The sequence below is a fragment of the Thermus sp. FJN-A genome (assembly GCF_054655095.1).
In genome coordinates, this window is record NZ_BAAHSC010000190.1 from 28,016 (window position 1) to 42,880 (window position 14,865).

The window sequence follows — 14,865 nt, forward strand, 5'->3', positions numbered from 1 at the left end:
TGGCTTTCCAGGGACTCCTCACTATCCCACGGGGGGAGGAAAAAGTCAAGCCCCAGGAAGCCCAGGCCTCCGGGGCTTAGGGGCGGGGGATTAGTGGTGGCCGCCCTCGTGCACGTGGCCGTGGAGGACCTCCTCAGGGGTGGCCTCGCGCACCTTCACCACCTGCACCTCAAAGTCCAGGTCCTTGCCCGCCAGGGGGTGGTTGAAGTCAACGGTGACCTCCTCCCCCTGGACCTCCACCACGGTGAGGGGCATGGGGTTGCCCTCCATGTCCTGGGCGTAGAACTGGGCCCCCGGCACCACCTCCGCATCCTGGGGGAAGGCGGAGAGGGGCACCACCTGCACCCCCTCCGGGTCGTGGGGGCCGTAGGCCTTCTCCGCGGGCACGTGGGCCTGGAAGGTCTCCCCTTCCTCGCGGCCCTCCAGTTCCTCCTCGAGGCCCCGGATCAGGTTGCCGTGCCCGTGCAGGTAGGAAAGCTCCCCCTGGTCCAAGACCTCCCCCTCCACCTGGAGGGTGTAGCGGATGGTTACCACCTTGTCCTGTTCAACCTTCATGTTCACCCTTTCGCAAGCCAGGCTTGCCCCCTTAGCTTAGCAGAAGGGAAACCCCCTGGGAGGCCCAAGGGGAGGAAAAGGCGCAGGACACCCGCAAAGGCCCCCCTCCCGCCTTGTAGAGTGGGCGTATGCGGGTGGAAGAGGTCATCGGAAAGACGCCGGTGGTGCGGCTTCACCGGGTGGTGGAGCCCGGCATGGCCGAGGTGTGGGTGAAGCTGGAGGGCCAAAACCCCGGGGGCTCCATCAAGGACCGGCCCGCCTGGTACATGATCAAGGAGGCGGAGGAAAAGGGCATCCTGAGGCCCGGTTCGGGGCAGGTGATCGTGGAGCCCACCAGCGGCAACACCGGCATCGGCCTGGCCATGATCGCCGCCAGCCGGGGCTACCGCCTCATCCTCACCATGCCCGCCCAGATGTCCGAGGAAAGGAAGCGGGTCCTGAGGGCCTTTGGAGCGGAGCTGGTCCTCACCGATCCCCAAAGGCGGATGCTCGCGGCGAGGGAAGAGGCGCTCAGGCTCAAGGAGGAGCTTGGGGCCTTCATGCCAGACCAGTTCAAAAACCCCGCCAACGTCCGGGCCCACTACGAGACCACGGGGCCCGAGCTCTTCGCGGCCCTGGAGGGGCGGATTGACGCCTTCGTCTACGGCTCCGGCACCGGCGGGACCATCACCGGGGTGGGCCGCTACCTCAAGGAGCGCCTACCCCACGTGAAGGTTTTCGCCGTGGAGCCCGCCCGCTCCAACGTCCTCTCCGGGGGGAAGATGGGGCCGCACCAGTTCCAGGGCATGGGCCCGGGCTTCATCCCCGAGAACCTGGACCTGAGCCTGTTGGACGGGGTGATCCAGGTCTGGGAGGAGGACGCCTTCCCCCTGGCCAGGCGGCTTGCCCGGGAGGAGGGCCTCTTCCTGGGGATGAGCTCGGGGGGCATCGTGTGGGCCGCCCTCCAGGTGGCCAGGGAGCTCGGCCCCGGGAAAAGGGTGGCCTGCATCAGCCCCGATGGGGGCTGGAAGTACCTCACCACCCCCCTCTACGAGACCCCCGAGGGGGCCTGACCCTCTTCTGAAGATGGCCCCCCAGGATGGGGGCATGGGCGCCTCGCTGGAACCCTTGTCGGAAAGGGGGGTTCTCGAGGACCCCTCCACCTGGAGGGGTACCTTCCAGGAGTTTCCCCTGGAGGCGATCCTCGCCACCCTGGGCCGGGTGCGGGCCACGGGCAGGCTGCACATCGTTCCCCTGGACGTGGAGCTCCACCTGCGGGAGGGGCGGCTGCAAGCGGTCTCCGGCCTCCTGCCCCTGGGGGACCTCCTCCTCCGGGGCGAGCTTTCCGAGAAGGCCCTGGCCTCGGCCCTGGCCTCCGGGGTGCGCCCCCTGGGGCAGGCCCTCCTGCGGCAGGGACTGGAACCTGAGGCCCTGAGGCGGCTCCTCCTGGTCCAGGCCCAGATGGGGGTGGCCCTCCTCCTCCAGCACCTCCAGGGCCAGGCCTTCGCCTTCTACCCGGGGCCCCCGCTTCCGGAACCCGGGGCCGACCTGGAGCTTGGGCCTCTCCTCCTCACCTGGGCCCGCTCCACCCTGCCCCTTCCCCTGGGGGCGCCGGTGGAGCTCGCCCCCAGCCTCACCCCCGTGGCCCTGGACGAGGAGGAGTGGCGGCTCATAAGGCTCATCAACGGGCGCCGCACCCTGGCCAACGTGCTCCGCTTCTCGGGCCTGGAGCCGCAAAGGGCCTGGCAGAAGGCGGAGGGACTCATCGGGCGGGGGCTGATCCGCCCCTCGGCCCTCTTTGGCCTGCGGCTGGTGGTGCCAAGCCGCCCGCCCCGCCGCACCAACTACCACCCCCCTTCCAGCCTGATGGCCAACCTCTTCCTCAAGTGGGTGGACGGGGAACGCACCGCCGCCCAGATCGGCACCATCCTGGGCCTGAGCCCCCACGAGACCGCCCTCTACCTGGTGGACCTCTACCGGGAAGGGCTTCTGGAGGTGCGCCAGGGCCGGGTAGAGATGGAAAGGCTGCTGGGGGAGTTCTAGCGCCGCACCACCTGGGCGTCCTTGGGGTAGCGCCTCAGGTCCTGGGGCCTCAGGGCCGTCCGCCTGAACTCCACCACCCGGAGGTCGGCCAAGACCTTGCCCGCCTCGTCGCGGAAGACAAAGCGCAGAGGGCGGGGATCCGCCTTCAGCACGTAAAGCTCCAGGGTGGCGAAGCCCTGGCCCTCCTTGGCCTGGCCCAGGAGCCTCCAGGCCACCCCCTCCGCCAGGCGTTCCTCACCCGCCACCCGGAAGGCCACCCGCTCCGAGAGGGCCCTGAGGTCCCCCAGGCCCTGGGGGCTGAAGCCCAGGCCCTGCACCTGGGCCCGCTCCTTGGGGGCGATGACGAGCTGGTTGGTGAGGTAGAGGTAGTTCCAGACCTCCTTCTCGGTGATGACGGTGAAGTTCCCCTCCAGGGAGCCGGGTCTTAGAAACTCTATGCGGAAGAGGTCTTCCCTGGGGATGGCGAAGACCCGGATCTTAAGCTCCTCCTGCCCCGTGGGGCCCTGCACCTGGCCCTGGATCACCGCCTGCCAGGGCTCGGAGAGGTTCTTCTCCACCCGGTCCAGGATCTCCGCCGCGGGTTGGGCCAGGGCCCAGGCGAAGAGGAGGAAAAGCGCCGCTGCGCGTTTTTTCATGGCCACCTCCAGGCGTGGCGGACCCAGACGTAGGGGGCCCCCTTGTAGCCCGCCTCCAGGCCCAGGTCCCCCACCCACGCCCCCACGCTACCCGCGAAGGGGTAGGAGAGGGTGAGGAAAAGGCTAGCGTCCCCTAAGTAAAGCCCCGCCTCGAGCCGGTTGAGCCCCCCCAGGCGCAGGGCGAGGTCCAGGACGTCCATCCCCTCCCCCACCTCCCCCTTGAAGCCCAAGACCAGGTAGGGGAAAGGGGCTACCCCCGCCCCAAAGGTGTAGGTGGCCCCCTCCCTGCGGGCGTAGGTGGCCTCGAGCCGGAAGACCTCCTCCTTTTCCAGCAGGAGGCCCGCCACCTCCCGGGGCAGGAGGCGGTAGCGGAGGGAGAGCCTCCCGTGGACCCCCACCTCGGGGAAGAGGGGGAAGGCCCCTTGGGGGCGGTAGCCAAGCCTCCCCTGCAGGGCCACGGGCCCCGCCCCCCCCTCGGCAAACACCGCCCCGCCCAGGCCCCCCTTCCCCAGCTCCACCTGGACCCCGTAGGCCAGGTGGCCCAGAGGCCCCAGGGCCAGGCCTTCCGAGAGGCCTAAGGCCCCCCGCTCCGGCTGGAGGCGGAGAAAAACCTCCCCCGCCTCCAGGGTGAGGGCGGCCTCGAGGGTGGGCCCCCAGGTCCCCGGGGCCCCGTACACCCCCGCCTCCAGCCACCCTTGGGCCAGCGCCCAGGAAAACCCCAACCCCAGCCACAAGAGCGCCCGCTTCATGCCGTCACCTGCCTCTGGAAGCGCACCGAGGCCAGGAGAGGCCCACCTCGCCCACCCCTGCCCGCCGGGCCACCTCCTTGGTGGTGGCCCCCCGAAAGCCCCGCTCGGCCAAAAGCTCCAGGGCGGCCTGGAGCAGGCGGGCTTCCACGGGGCCTGTAAGTGAGCGCATACTTGCAGCCGAGCCTACGCCCACCCCTTTCACCCGGTCAAGGGGCAGGTGTGGCATACTCTAGCTTGGAGGAAAAGCCATGAACCTACTGGACCGCATCAGCCGCCTCATCCGGGCGAACCTGAACGACCTTTTGCGCCGGGCAGAGGACCCGGGGAAGATCATAGAGCAAGCCCTTCTGGACATGCGGCAGGCCCTCAAGGAGGCCCGGGAGCAGGTGGCCGCCGCCATGGCCGAGGGCAAGCGCCTGGAGCGGGAGGTGGAAAGCCACCTGAAGGAGGCAAGCCTCTGGGAGGAGAAGGCCAAGGAGGCCTTGAAGGCGGGCCGGGAGGACCTGGCCAAGGAGGCCCTAAGGCGCAGGAAGCGGGCCCTGGACCTGGCCGAGGGCTTCAAGCAGCAAGCCGAGGAACAGAAGGCCCTCCTGGAGCGGCTCATGACCCAGCTCAAGGCCCTCGAGGCCAAGATTGACGAGGCCGAGGCCAGGAAAAAGCTCCTCCTGGCCCGCAAGAAGGGGGTGGAGGCGGCGGAGGCCGTGCGGCGCATGGAATCCAGGCTGGACCAGCACCCCGCCCTGGAAGCCTTTGAGGAGATGGAGGCCCGGATCCTGGCCATGGAGGACCGGCACGAGGCCCTGAAGGAGCTGGACGGCCAGGACCTGGACAAGGAGCTCGCCGCCCTCTCCGCGGAAAAGGACCTGGAGGAGGAGCTCGCCCGCCTGAAGCGGGAGCTGGGCCAGTCCTAGCCGGGCATGCCCCTGGTCGTAGAGGTCTTCCTCCTCCTCGCCACCTTAGTCCTTCTGGCCCTCCTCCTCCGGCCCAAGCCCCGGGGCCTGGACTGGGCCCGGGCCCGGCTCAGGGGCCTGGTGGACTGGGGAGAGGTGGAAAGGGCCCTGAGGAGCCTGGACCGCCAGGAGGAGGCGCTGGAGGAGGCCCTTAAAGCCCCGCACCTCCTCCCGGAAACCCAGGCAAGCCTAAAGCGGGCCCTGGGGGAGGTGCGGGAGCAAAGGGCCAGGCTTTTTGCCCTCCTGGAGAGCCTGGCGGCGGAGCGGGCCTTGGCCGGAAGGGACCTGGGAGCCGCGGCGCGCCTGGAGGAGCGCCTGGCCACCTTGCGGGGAGTGTTGGCCAGCCTACGGGAGCAGGAGGGGTAAACTCCGTACCATGAGGCGGTACCTTATGGCCCTCGCCCTTACCCTCGCCGCCTGCGCCCCCCAGACGAGCCAAGCCCCGGAGGCCAGGCCCCTCCTGCGGGAGGCCGCCTTCTACCCCGCCACCACGGGCCTGGAGTGGGCGTACGTGCCGGAAGGGGAGGCCCTCACCTCCCCCCCCTACCGGGTCCGGGTGGAAGGGCCCGCGGTCTACGAGGGGCAGGAGGCCTTGCGCTTCCGCAGCTTCGGCCGCGGGGAGGACCGGGTCTACTACCGGCAGGTGGGGGCCTTTGGCGTCCGGCTCCTGGGCTTCCAGGACCCCTCGGCCCGGGTGGTCTTCACCCCGCCTTTGCTGGAGTACCCGCCCGAGGCCCTCCTGCACGTGGGCTACCGCTGGGGGGGGAGCGCCCAGGTGCGGGTGGAACTCCTCACCCCCGAGGGGCGGGAGCCCCTGGCCCAGGGGGTCCTGAACTACACCATGGAGGTGCTGGAGGAGCGGGAGGTGCGCCTGCCCGCGGGCACCTTCCGGGTCTTCCGCATCCGCCAGACCTACCAGGACAACCGGGGCCAGGACGCCCGCGAGGTCTGGTTCGCCCCCCGGGTGGGGGAGGTGCGCACCCGGGAGGGGCGCATCCTGGTGGAACGGAACTTCAACTGAGGTGGGTATGGTACTGGACAAGGTGACGAGCCCCGAGGACCTAAAGCGTCTGACCATGGAGGAGCTCCTGGCCCTGGCCGAGGAGATCCGAAGCGAGATCATCCGGGTCACCGCGCAAAACGGCGGCCACCTGGCGAGTTCCCTGGGGGCGGTGGAGCTCATCCTGGCCCTGCACCGGGTCTTCCAGTCCCCGCGGGACCGCATCCTCTTTGACGTGGGCCACCAGGCCTACGCCCACAAGCTGGTCACGGGCCGCAAGGACCGCTTCCACACCCTGAGGCAGGAAGGGGGGCTTTCGGGCTTCACCAGGGTATCGGAATCCCCCCACGACGCCATCACCGTGGGCCACGCCAGCACCTCCTTGGCCAACGCCTTGGGAATGGCCATCGCCCGGGACCTCCAGGGGGAGGACTACCACGTGGTGGCGGTGATCGGGGACGGGGCCCTGACGGGGGGCATGGCCCTCGCCGCCCTGAACAAGATCGGGGAGCTCCAGAAGCGGATGCTCATCGTCCTCAACGACAACGAGATGAGCATCTCCGAGAACGTGGGGGCCCTCAACAAGTACTTCAAGGAACTGCAGATAAGAAAGTGGGTGCAGGACGCGGAGAAACTGGGCAAGCAGATCCTGGAACACATCTCGCCCAAGCTCTTCGGCCTGGTGGACCGGGCCAAGGAGGCGGCCAAGCTCATCCTCCACCAGGAGAACCCCTTCTACGCCTGGGGCATCCGCTACGTGGGCCCCGTGGACGGGCACGACCTCAAGGGGCTCATCCACATCCTGGAGCACCTGAAGGCCCTGGACGGCCCCACCCTCCTCCACGTGGTCACGAAAAAGGGGAAGGGCTACAAGGTGGCCGAGGCCGATCCCATCTACTGGCACGGCCCCCCCGGCTTCAACCCGGAGAAGCCGGAAAAGGTGGCCAAGGGCTACTCCTGGAGCCAGGCCTTTGGGGATGCGGTGACGGAGCTCGCCCACCTGGAGCCCCGGCTCTTCGTCCTCACCCCCGCCATGCGGGAGGGCTCGGGGCTCGTGCGCTACTCCCTGGAGCACCCCGAGCGCTACCTGGACGTGGGCATCTGCGAGGACGTGGCCGTGACCACGGCGGCCGGGATGGCCCTGAGGGGCCTAAAGCCCATCGTGGCCATCTACTCCACCTTTTTGCAACGGGCCTACGACCAGGTGATCCACGACGTGGCCATCGAGAACCTTCCCGTGGTCTTCGCCATAGACCGGGCGGGGATCGTGGGGGCGGACGGGGCCACCCACCACGGGGTCTTCGACATCGCCTACCTCAGGACCATCCCCAACCTGCAGATCGCCGCCCCCAAGGACGCCCTGGAGCTTCGGGCCATGCTGAAGGGGGCCTTGGAGGTGGGGGGCCCCGTGGCCATCCGCTACCCCCGAGACAACGTGGAGCGGGCCCCCGAGGGGGCCTGGCCCGAGATCCCCTGGGGGAAGTGGGAGGTGTTGAAGGAGGGGACGGAGGCCTACATCCTGGCCTTCGGCAAGACCCTGAGGTACGCCCTCGAGGCCGCCGGGCAAGACCCCAGGGTGGGCGTGGTAAACGCCCGCTTCCTCAAGCCCCTGGACCGGGAGATGCTGAGGGCGCTTTCCCACTACAAGCTCCTCACCGTGGAGGACCACCAGAAGATGGGGGGCTTTGGCAGCGCGGTCCTCGAGGCCCTGAACGAGATGGGCCTGAAGCCCGAGATCCAGATCCTCGGCCTCCCCGACCGCTTCTTGGAGCACGGGGCGATCCCGAGCCTCCACCGCCAGGCGGGGATTGACGCGGAAGGCATCCGGAAGGCCCTGGCCGAGATGGGCCTCGGCCTCGTCCATGAGCGGGCTTGAGGTCCTGCGCTTCGCCGCCAACCTCTACCGGGTGCCCGTCAAAGGGGGGTACTTCCTGGTGGACGCCGGGCTCCCCTGGGAGAGCCGGAGGCTCCTCTCCCTGCTCAAGGAACCGCCCCAGCTCCTCTTCCTCACCCACCACCACCTGGACCACGCCGGCGGGGCCAGGGCCCTTTGGGAGCGGTTCCGGGTACCGGTCCTCGCCCATCCCAGGGAGTGGCCCTACCTCACCAAGAGGAGGCCCCGACCGCCCCTTCCCCTCCCCCTCCTCGGGGGGGTCCTGGCCAACCTGGGCCAGGCGGTGCCGGAGGAGGCCTTACGGCCCGTGACGGAAGGGGAGGAGGTCTTCGGCTTTCGCGTGGTCCACCTTCCCGGCCACACCCTAGGCCAGGTGGGGCTCCTCAGGGACGGGGTGCTCCTCGCGGGGGATGCCCTCAGGGGAAGGGGCCTGCCCCCCAGGGGCGTCAACGAGGACCCGGAACTCGCCCGGCGCACGGTGCGCAAGATCCTGGACCTGGGGGCGGAGCTGGTCTATCTGGGGCACGGGGGGCCCTTGCGCCGCGAGGACATTGAGGGCTTGGCCGGTAAACTGGGGGTATGAGGAAAGCCCTGGTCCTCCCCGTGCTGGCCCTCCTGGCCTGGGCCCAGGAGGTGGTGGTCTACCCCGGGTTCGCCGAGGTGAAGGAGCCCGTCGTCCTGCCCCCCTCCGCCTGGGTCTACCTGGCGGGAGAGCGGCTCTCCCGCATGGTCCCGGGTTCCCTGAGGCTTCTCGGGGTGGAGGAGGTGGAGAGGGTCTACCAGGGTTCCGCGGTCCTCTTCCGCTACCGAGGGGAGGGGGAGGCCAGGCTCCGCTACCTCTACACGGGGCTTTCTGGGGAGGTGTTCTACACCCTGGAGGAGGGCCGCCTCACCGCCTGGGCCCGGCTTAGGCTGGAGGGGGAGCCCCTCCAGGCCCAGAAGCTCCTCCTCCTGGCCGGGGAGGCCCCGGTCCTGGAGGCCAGGGCTACCCCCGGGGTGGCCTTAAAGGCCCTGGCCGAGGCTGCCCCGGAAAGCCCCTTCGGCCTCTTCCGCTACGAGCTTCCCCCCAGGAAACTTCTCCCTGGGGTCACGGAGGTGCCCTTCCTGAGGGCCGAGGTGCGCCCGGAGCGCCTCCTGCGCTACCAAGCCCCTTTCCGCACGGACAAGCTCCTCCCCTTGGCACGGGGCTACCGCTTCTCGGCCCCCTTCCCCTTGGCCCCGGGGAGCCTCGAGGCGGTGGAGGGAGGCCTCTTCCTGGGCCAGGCCCTCCTTCCCGCCACCCCCAAGGGGGAGACCGCCGAGGTCTGGCTCGGAAAGGACCTGGAGGCCCGCCTCGTGCGGAGCGTGAGCCTCCTCTCCCACACGGAAAAGGAGGCCACCTACCGGGTGGAGACCCGGCTGGAAAACCCCTATCCCTACCCGGTCACCCTACTCCTTTCGGAAACCTTCCCCCAACCCTTCCGCCTGGACTTCCCCGGGGCCACCCTCCTTCCCGAGGGCTACCGCCTGGAACTTCCCCTAAAGCCCGGGGAGGCCCGCGTCCTCACCTACCGCCTCACCCTCCCCCGCTAGCCCGTCCCGAGGACATTTGCCCCTGCCCCAAACGGGCATCCTGAGGGCATGAAGCCTGACCTTCACCGCTTCCCCCTCCTGGTGGCCTGGGAGATGACCCGGGCCTGCCTCCTCGCCTGCCAGCACTGCCGGGCCTCCGCGGTGCCCGATCCCCTCCCCGGGGAACTCTCCACCGAGGAGGGCCTAAAGCTCCTCCGGGAGCTCGCCACCTACACCCCCAAGCCCATCCTCCTCCCCACGGGAGGGGACCCCTTGGCCCGGCCCGACCTCTTCCTCCTCCTGGAGGAGGCCGGGCGCCTGGGCATCAAGGTGGGCATCACCCCCGCCGTGACCCCCCGGCTCACCCGGGAGGTGGTGGCCCGCTTCAAGGCGCTCGGCGTCCACCAGATGGCCATCTCCCTAGACGGGGCCAGCCCGGAGAGCCACGACGGCTTCCGGGGGGTCCCGGGCACCTTCGCCCTGGCCCTCGAGGCCCTCTCCTGGGCCCGGGAGGAGGGCCTCATGACCCAGGTGAACACCACCGTGACCCGGCGCACCGCCAAGGAGCTCCCCGGCATCGCGGAGATCCTGGCGGAAAAGGGGGTGGCCACCTGGGAGGTCTTCTTCCTGGTGCCCGTGGGCCGGGGGGCAGTCCTGGAGCAGCTCTCCCCGGAGGAGTACGAGGCGGTCATGCACCTCCTCTTTGACCTCTCCCGGCGCTACCCCTTCCGGGTGCGCACCACGGAGGGCCCCATGTTCCGCCGGGTGGCCCTGGAGCGCAGGATGCGGGAGGGCGGGGAGGACAAGGCCCTGGTGGGGGAGGGCCGGGGGGTTCACCTCTCCGACGGTTTCGGCTTCGTCTTCGTCTCCGCCACCGGGGAGGTCTACCCCTCCGGCTTCCTCCCCCTCTCCGCGGGCAACGTGCGGGAGCGCCCCCTTCTGGAGATCTACCAGAAAAGCCCCCTCTTCCTGGAACTCCGCAACAAGGCGCTCCTCAAGGGCAAGTGCGGGGCCTGCGAGTACCGCGAGATCTGCGGGGGAAGCCGGGCCCGGGCCTGGGCGGAAACCGGGGACCACCTGGCCGCCGACCCCCGTTGCGCCTACACCCCCCGGGCCTGGGGACAAATGCCCCTGGCCTGAGGGGGCGGGCGTTCTCTATGCTTAGGCCATGAAACGCCTGATGCCCCTTCTGGCCTTCCTGGGCCTTCTGGCCTTGGGGCAAAGCCCGGGGGCCAAGCTCTACTCGGCCAACTGCCAAAGCTGCCACCAGGCCGTGGGGCAAGGCATCCCCGGCACCTTCCCTCCCCTCACCCACCTGGACAAGGTGGTCCAGGCCAAGGGGGGGCGCGAGTACCTGATCCGCGTGGTCCTCTACGGCCTGCAAGGCCCCCTTTCCGTGGAGGGGAAAACCTATAACGGCCTCATGCCCCCCTTCCGCCAGCTCAAGGACCAGGAGGTGGCGGATCTCCTAAACCACGTCCTCACCGCCTTCGCCAAGTCCAAGGCGAAACCCATCAGCGCCGAGGAGGTGAAGGCCCAAAGAGCCCGGGCCTTCTCCCCGCAGGACGTCCTCAAGTCCCGTCCCCCGGTCAAGTAGACCGGTGTACTCCCTCCCCCCGGGGCCTTCGCGCCCCGGGAAACCCTTTTGGGCCACCCGCGGGGGATAATGGCCTTAAGGTGGGCCCGGGGTTTCACCTCCTCTACGCGGGGCGCCTGGCCTGGCGCTACCGCCTTCTTCTGGCCTGGGGGGTGGCCCTTCTGGGCCTCCTTCTTCCCCCTTTGGCCCTCCTTTCCCCCCTGGCCCTCCTCCTCCCCGCCCGGCTTTGGGAGGGGCGGGCCCTAAGGGAGATCGCCCGGACCAGCCTGGCCTACGCCACCGCCCGGGCCTACGGGGAAGCGCGGCTTTGGGAGGAGGCGCGGAAGGTGCGCATGCACCCTCCCCCCTTTCCCACGGGCCTCCTCCTGGCCTACCTCCTCACCCTCCTCCTGGTCCTGGCCCTGGCCCTCTGGCAACCCCCCTCGAGCCCCCAAGGCCAAGGCCTCCTCCCGGGAAGCGAAAGGCCCCTGGGGCCGGAAGGGGCAGAGCCCCCGGAGGGGAAGGGAGAACAGGGGGCGCGAGGAGGGGAAGGCCAGGCCCTGAGCCCCCCAGCCGGGGAAAGGGGGGAGGAAGCCTCCCCGGGCGCCCAGGGACCGGAAGGCTCCGGGGAACAGGCCCGCGAGGCCCCTTCCCCAGGCCGGGGAGAAGAAGCCCCCCCAGGACAAGCCCCAGCCCAGGAGGGGCCCACTGCGGGCCCTGGCGCCCCCAAACCGGGAAGGGGCCCGGAGGAGGAAGGCCAGGCCACCCCCGGGACCTCCGGGCAGGGCCCCAGGGTGGAGGCCCCGGCCCCCCCCCTCCCCCTGGCGCCCGGGGGCGAGGAGGAGGGGCTTTTGGAGCCCGGGAAGGAGGGCGGGGCCGCTCCCCTGCCTTCCCCCTGGCGCCAGGGCCAGCCCCCCGAGGGGGTGCGCCGGGGGGTGGAGGTCTACCTGGAGCGAAACCCCCTCCCCCCGGAAGCCCGGGAGCTCCTCAGGCGCTACTTCCTGGAGTGAGGGGGGGCTCAAGCCCCCGGGAGCGGACCCTCTCCAGGGCCTCGGCCAGGCTCACCGGGCCCACCTCCAGGCGGTCCGCCATGGGGAAAGCCCCCATAGACCCCCCGTGGCCGAAACGGGCCCCCACGCGGAGGTCCACGTCCTTCAGGAGTTCCCGCATGAGGGCGTGCTTGTTCCCCCCTTCCAGGGCCGCGTAGGGGTTCTCCCGCACCTCCACCAGGCGGGCCTCCCCATCCTCCCCCAGCTGGTAGATGGCGTAGCGGGGGGCGTGGCCGAAGGGGCCAGGGTAAACCCGATCCGGCTCTTTTTTGGCCAAAGCGATCGCCACGCGCATGCCCTTAGGATACACCCCCAGGGTAAGGGTTAGGAGGGGCGCCGCCACTCCCCGCTCTTCCCCCCCGCCTTGTGGAGGAGGCGCACCTCCGAGATGACCAAGCCCTTGGAGACCGCCTTCAGCATGTCGTAAACGGTGAGGGCGGCCACGGCGCAGGCGGTGAGGGCCTCCATCTCCACCCCGGTCTCCGCCTTGGTCTTCACCGTGGCCTCGAGGCGCACCCGCCGCTCCTCCCGCAGGAGCTCCACCCGCACCTCCACCCCGGTGAGGGGCAAGGGGTGGCAAAGGGGGATGAGGTCCGCGGTCTTCTTGGCCGCCATGATCCCCGCAAGCTGGGCCACGGCGAGGGGGTCCCCCTTCCCCACCCCGCCCCGCTCCAAAGCGCCTAGGGCCTCCTCCGTGAGCTCCACGAAGGCCTCCGCGGTGGCGGTGCGGAAGGTGGCGGGTTTCCCGGTCACGTCCACCATGTGGGGCTTGCCGTCCTTAAAGTGGGTGAGGTCCATGGCCCAAGTCTAGTACCCTAGCGGGCCCGGCGGATGGGGGCCACCAAAAAGGCCCCCAGGAGAAAGAAAACCCCGGCCAGGAGGAAGAGCACCAGGTACCCCAGGCCCTCCGCCTGGGCGTTGAGGAGGTCCAAGGGCCTGCCGAAAGCCCCCGCCAGCACCTGGGGCACCACGATGGAGGTCTGCCACAGCCCCATGTCCGTGGCGTGGGCCTCGGGGTCCCGCAGCACGTCGGCCACCAGGGCCCAGTCCACCGCCAGGTACACCCCGTAGCCCAGGCCGAAGAAGAGGGCCAGGAGGAGGAGGAAGTCGTACCGGGGGAAAAGCAGGATCAAGGGCATGAATAGGCCAAGCCCGGCCCCGGAGAGGTAGATGAGGGGCTTGCGGCCCAGGCGGTCCGAGGCCCTGCCCGCGGGCACGCTGGCCAGGGCGGCCCCCAGGGAGATGAGGAGGCCCAGGAGGGCCACCGCCTGGAAGGGCTCCTGGGCCAAGGAGCGCCCCAGGGCCTGGAAGGTGCGCACCACGTCCGCCAGGTAGTACTGCAGGTAGGTCTGGGCCAGGTAGAAACCCAGCATCACCAGGAAACGGGTGAGGTAGACCAGGAGGAAGTCCCGGTCCCTCCAGGGCCGGGCCAAGGCCGAGGCCAGGGGCCGGGGGTTGGCCCGCAAGGGGTGGTCGGGGATGACCCGGAGGCTCAACCCCGCCCCCAGGAGGTTCACCAAGGCCGCCAGGTAGGCCTGGGGGGCCAGGGGCAGGAGAAAGCCCACCGCGCCCCCCAGCACCTGGCCCGACACCTGCAGGACCCCCATGTACCCCGAGGCGGTGCCCCTGGCCCCCCGGGGCACCAGGTCGGGGATGAGGGCGGAGTAGGGCCCCGTGGCCAGGTCATCCGCCACCTGCAGGAGGAGGTAGGCCAAAAGGAGGAGCCCGTAGGTGGGGGCGTGCACCAGAAGGAGGAGGGCCAAGGCGGTGAGGAGGCTCCCCCAGAGGAGGAAGGGCTTGCGCCTTCCCAGGCGGTCCGAGAGGTACCCCATGAGGGGGGGCCCCAGGATGGCCATCACCGCCCCCAGGCCGAAGAGGAAGCCCAGCCTCGAGGCCTTCTCCTCCGGGGGGGAGAGCTCCGCCACCTTGGCGGGAAGGATGACCAAGAGGACCAGAAACCACTTGAGGCTGGTGGCGAACCAGTAGGCGGAGAGGGAGAGGAACCAGCCCGGCCCGTGGCGCATGGGCCTTACCTTACCAGACCGCGGCCTCGGGGACCACCAGGAGGGGGAGCCGGGTCTCTTGGGAAAGCACCTCCACCATCCGGCCCAGGCGGTGCCGCCAGGTGCTCTTGGCCTTGGAGCCCAGGACCAGAAGGCCAGCCCCCCTGGCCTCGGCCAGGCGCAACAGGTCCGGCTCGTCCTCCCCCTTGCCCACCTCCACCACCCCGGTGGCCTTCAGGAGGGCCTCCAGGTGGCCCTTGGCCCGCTCCAGGACCTCGGCCAGGGCCAACCCCCGGGGGTCCAGGTAGGTGGGGAAGCAGCACCCCCCTTCCCCGCTCACCAGGTGCAGGCCCACCACTTCGGCCCCCAGGGCCTTTCCCCAGGCCTCGGCCAACCGGAAAGCGGCCAGGCTCGCCGCGCTCTCGTCCAGACCCACGGCGATGCGCCGCACCTCCCTCAGGGCCTTCGGGAGCAGAAGCACCGGCACTTCCCCCCGGTGCAGGAGGTACCGGGCCAGGCCCCCCCGGGCCAGGACCTCGAGGCCCCCCACCCCCCGCTGGCCCAAAAGGACCAGGCGGCTCTTCTGGGCCTCCCCCCCCACCACCTGGGCGGGAAAGCCCCGGAGCACCCGGCCCCTTAAGCCCGTGCCCGCCAAGGTCTCCCGCACCCGTTCCTCCACCCGGGCCAGGGTGGCTTCCAGGTGGGGCGCCAAATCGGGGAAGCGGCGGGCCAGGGCCTCAAAGTAAGGGGTCGGCACCACGTGGAGAAGCTCCGCCGGAAGGCCCAGGCCATCTTGGAGGAAGCGGGCCGTCTCCACCACATCCTGCCAACCCTCCCCCAGGTCCACCGCGGCCAAAAGGCGCATGTTCCTCACCTCCTGG

At 70.2% G+C, this 14,865-nt stretch carries 18 protein-coding genes and 1 pseudogene; 11 read left to right on the forward strand and 8 right to left on the reverse strand.

Annotated features, from left to right (window positions below):
• Positions 1-90: 90 nt before the first annotated feature.
• Complete coding sequence (locus tag ACYQ0J_RS07690; protein ID WP_460171576.1) at positions 91-555, reverse strand: FKBP-type peptidyl-prolyl cis-trans isomerase; 465 nt, start codon at positions 553-555, stop codon at positions 91-93.
• Positions 556-683: 128 nt separating this feature from the next.
• Here ACYQ0J_RS07690 and cysK point away from each other — a divergent pair, with 128 nt between their 5' ends.
• Both cysK and ACYQ0J_RS07700 read left to right on the forward strand, forming a co-directional pair.
• Positions 684-1,607: a cysteine synthase A gene (gene cysK / locus ACYQ0J_RS07695; RefSeq protein ID WP_460171577.1), complete on the forward strand. Its 924-nt coding sequence runs from the start codon at positions 684-686 to the stop codon at positions 1,605-1,607.
• 34 nt (positions 1,608-1,641) lie between these two features.
• Positions 1,642-2,577 carry a DUF4388 domain-containing protein gene (locus tag ACYQ0J_RS07700; RefSeq protein ID WP_460171578.1) on the forward strand — a complete coding sequence of 312 codons (936 nt, stop codon included), beginning with the start codon at positions 1,642-1,644 and terminating at the stop codon, positions 2,575-2,577.
• On the opposite strand, the gene ACYQ0J_RS07705 is transcribed toward ACYQ0J_RS07700, so the two are convergent.
• The 3 genes and pseudogenes from ACYQ0J_RS07705 to ACYQ0J_RS07715 form a co-directional block, all read right to left on the reverse strand.
• Entirely contained in the window at positions 2,574-3,212 is a 639-nt protein-coding gene (locus tag ACYQ0J_RS07705) for an outer membrane lipoprotein carrier protein LolA (protein ID WP_460171579.1), read from the reverse strand. The genes ACYQ0J_RS07700 and ACYQ0J_RS07705 overlap by 4 nt on opposite strands.
• Entirely contained in the window at positions 3,209-3,961 is a 753-nt protein-coding gene (locus ACYQ0J_RS07710; protein WP_460171580.1) for a hypothetical protein, read from the reverse strand. The genes ACYQ0J_RS07705 and ACYQ0J_RS07710 overlap by 4 nt, the downstream gene beginning before the upstream one ends.
• Positions 3,962-3,998: 37 nt before the next feature.
• Positions 3,999-4,130 (reverse strand): annotated as a pseudogene (locus ACYQ0J_RS07715) (TetR family transcriptional regulator); the annotation flags it as partial.
• A gap of 79 nt (positions 4,131-4,209) precedes the next feature.
• Here ACYQ0J_RS07715 and ACYQ0J_RS07720 point away from each other — a divergent pair.
• From ACYQ0J_RS07720 to ACYQ0J_RS07760, 9 genes are all read left to right on the forward strand, one after another.
• Positions 4,210-4,872, forward strand: a complete 663-nt coding sequence (locus ACYQ0J_RS07720; protein WP_460171581.1) for a PspA/IM30 family protein — start codon at positions 4,210-4,212, stop codon at positions 4,870-4,872.
• Positions 4,873-4,878: 6 nt separating this feature from the next.
• Positions 4,879-5,277, forward strand: coding sequence for a hypothetical protein (locus ACYQ0J_RS07725; RefSeq protein ID WP_460171582.1), 399 nt, complete (start codon positions 4,879-4,881; stop codon positions 5,275-5,277).
• A gap of 10 nt (positions 5,278-5,287) precedes the next feature.
• The gene (locus tag ACYQ0J_RS07730; protein ID WP_460171583.1) at positions 5,288-5,932 is read left to right on the forward strand and encodes a hypothetical protein; all 645 of its coding nucleotides are present in this window, start codon (positions 5,288-5,290) and stop codon (positions 5,930-5,932) included.
• A gap of 7 nt (positions 5,933-5,939) precedes the next feature.
• Entirely contained in the window at positions 5,940-7,787 is a 1,848-nt protein-coding gene (dxs, locus tag ACYQ0J_RS07735) for a 1-deoxy-D-xylulose-5-phosphate synthase (RefSeq protein WP_460171584.1), read from the forward strand.
• Positions 7,774-8,388: an MBL fold metallo-hydrolase gene (locus ACYQ0J_RS07740; RefSeq protein ID WP_460171585.1), complete on the forward strand. Its 615-nt coding sequence runs from the start codon at positions 7,774-7,776 to the stop codon at positions 8,386-8,388. The genes dxs and ACYQ0J_RS07740 overlap by 14 nt, the downstream gene beginning before the upstream one ends.
• On the forward strand, positions 8,385-9,377 hold the full coding sequence (locus ACYQ0J_RS07745) for a hypothetical protein (RefSeq protein ID WP_460171586.1): 993 nt from the start codon (positions 8,385-8,387) through the stop codon (positions 9,375-9,377). The genes ACYQ0J_RS07740 and ACYQ0J_RS07745 overlap by 4 nt, the downstream gene beginning before the upstream one ends.
• Positions 9,378-9,425: 48 nt before the next feature.
• Positions 9,426-10,496 (forward strand): TIGR04053 family radical SAM/SPASM domain-containing protein, encoded by a 1,071-nt coding sequence (locus tag ACYQ0J_RS07750; protein ID WP_460171587.1) that lies wholly within the window; start codon positions 9,426-9,428, stop codon positions 10,494-10,496.
• A 28-nt stretch (positions 10,497-10,524) separates the two neighbouring features.
• Positions 10,525-10,953: a c-type cytochrome gene (locus ACYQ0J_RS07755; RefSeq protein ID WP_460171588.1), complete on the forward strand. Its 429-nt coding sequence runs from the start codon at positions 10,525-10,527 to the stop codon at positions 10,951-10,953.
• An 80-nt stretch (positions 10,954-11,033) separates the two neighbouring features.
• Positions 11,034-11,942: a hypothetical protein gene (locus tag ACYQ0J_RS07760; protein WP_460171589.1), complete on the forward strand. Its 909-nt coding sequence runs from the start codon at positions 11,034-11,036 to the stop codon at positions 11,940-11,942.
• Here the strand turns inward: ACYQ0J_RS07760 and ACYQ0J_RS07765 are convergent.
• The 4 genes from ACYQ0J_RS07765 to ACYQ0J_RS07780 are packed head-to-tail and all read right to left on the reverse strand — an operon-like array spanning position 11,920 to position 14,849.
• Positions 11,920-12,276 carry a NifB/NifX family molybdenum-iron cluster-binding protein gene (locus tag ACYQ0J_RS07765; protein ID WP_460171590.1) on the reverse strand — a complete coding sequence of 119 codons (357 nt, stop codon included), beginning with the start codon at positions 12,274-12,276 and terminating at the stop codon, positions 11,920-11,922. The genes ACYQ0J_RS07760 and ACYQ0J_RS07765 overlap by 23 nt on opposite strands.
• A gap of 29 nt (positions 12,277-12,305) precedes the next feature.
• On the reverse strand, positions 12,306-12,779 hold the full coding sequence (gene moaC, locus ACYQ0J_RS07770) for a cyclic pyranopterin monophosphate synthase MoaC (RefSeq protein ID WP_460171591.1): 474 nt from the start codon (positions 12,777-12,779) through the stop codon (positions 12,306-12,308).
• Between the two features lie 17 nt (positions 12,780-12,796).
• A complete protein-coding gene (locus ACYQ0J_RS07775) occupies positions 12,797-14,005 on the reverse strand; it encodes an MFS transporter (RefSeq protein WP_460171592.1) in 1,209 nt (402 codons plus the stop codon).
• Positions 14,006-14,015: 10 nt separating this feature from the next.
• Positions 14,016-14,849: a universal stress protein gene (locus ACYQ0J_RS07780; protein WP_460171807.1), complete on the reverse strand. Its 834-nt coding sequence runs from the start codon at positions 14,847-14,849 to the stop codon at positions 14,016-14,018.
• Positions 14,850-14,865: the final 16 nt, after the last annotated feature.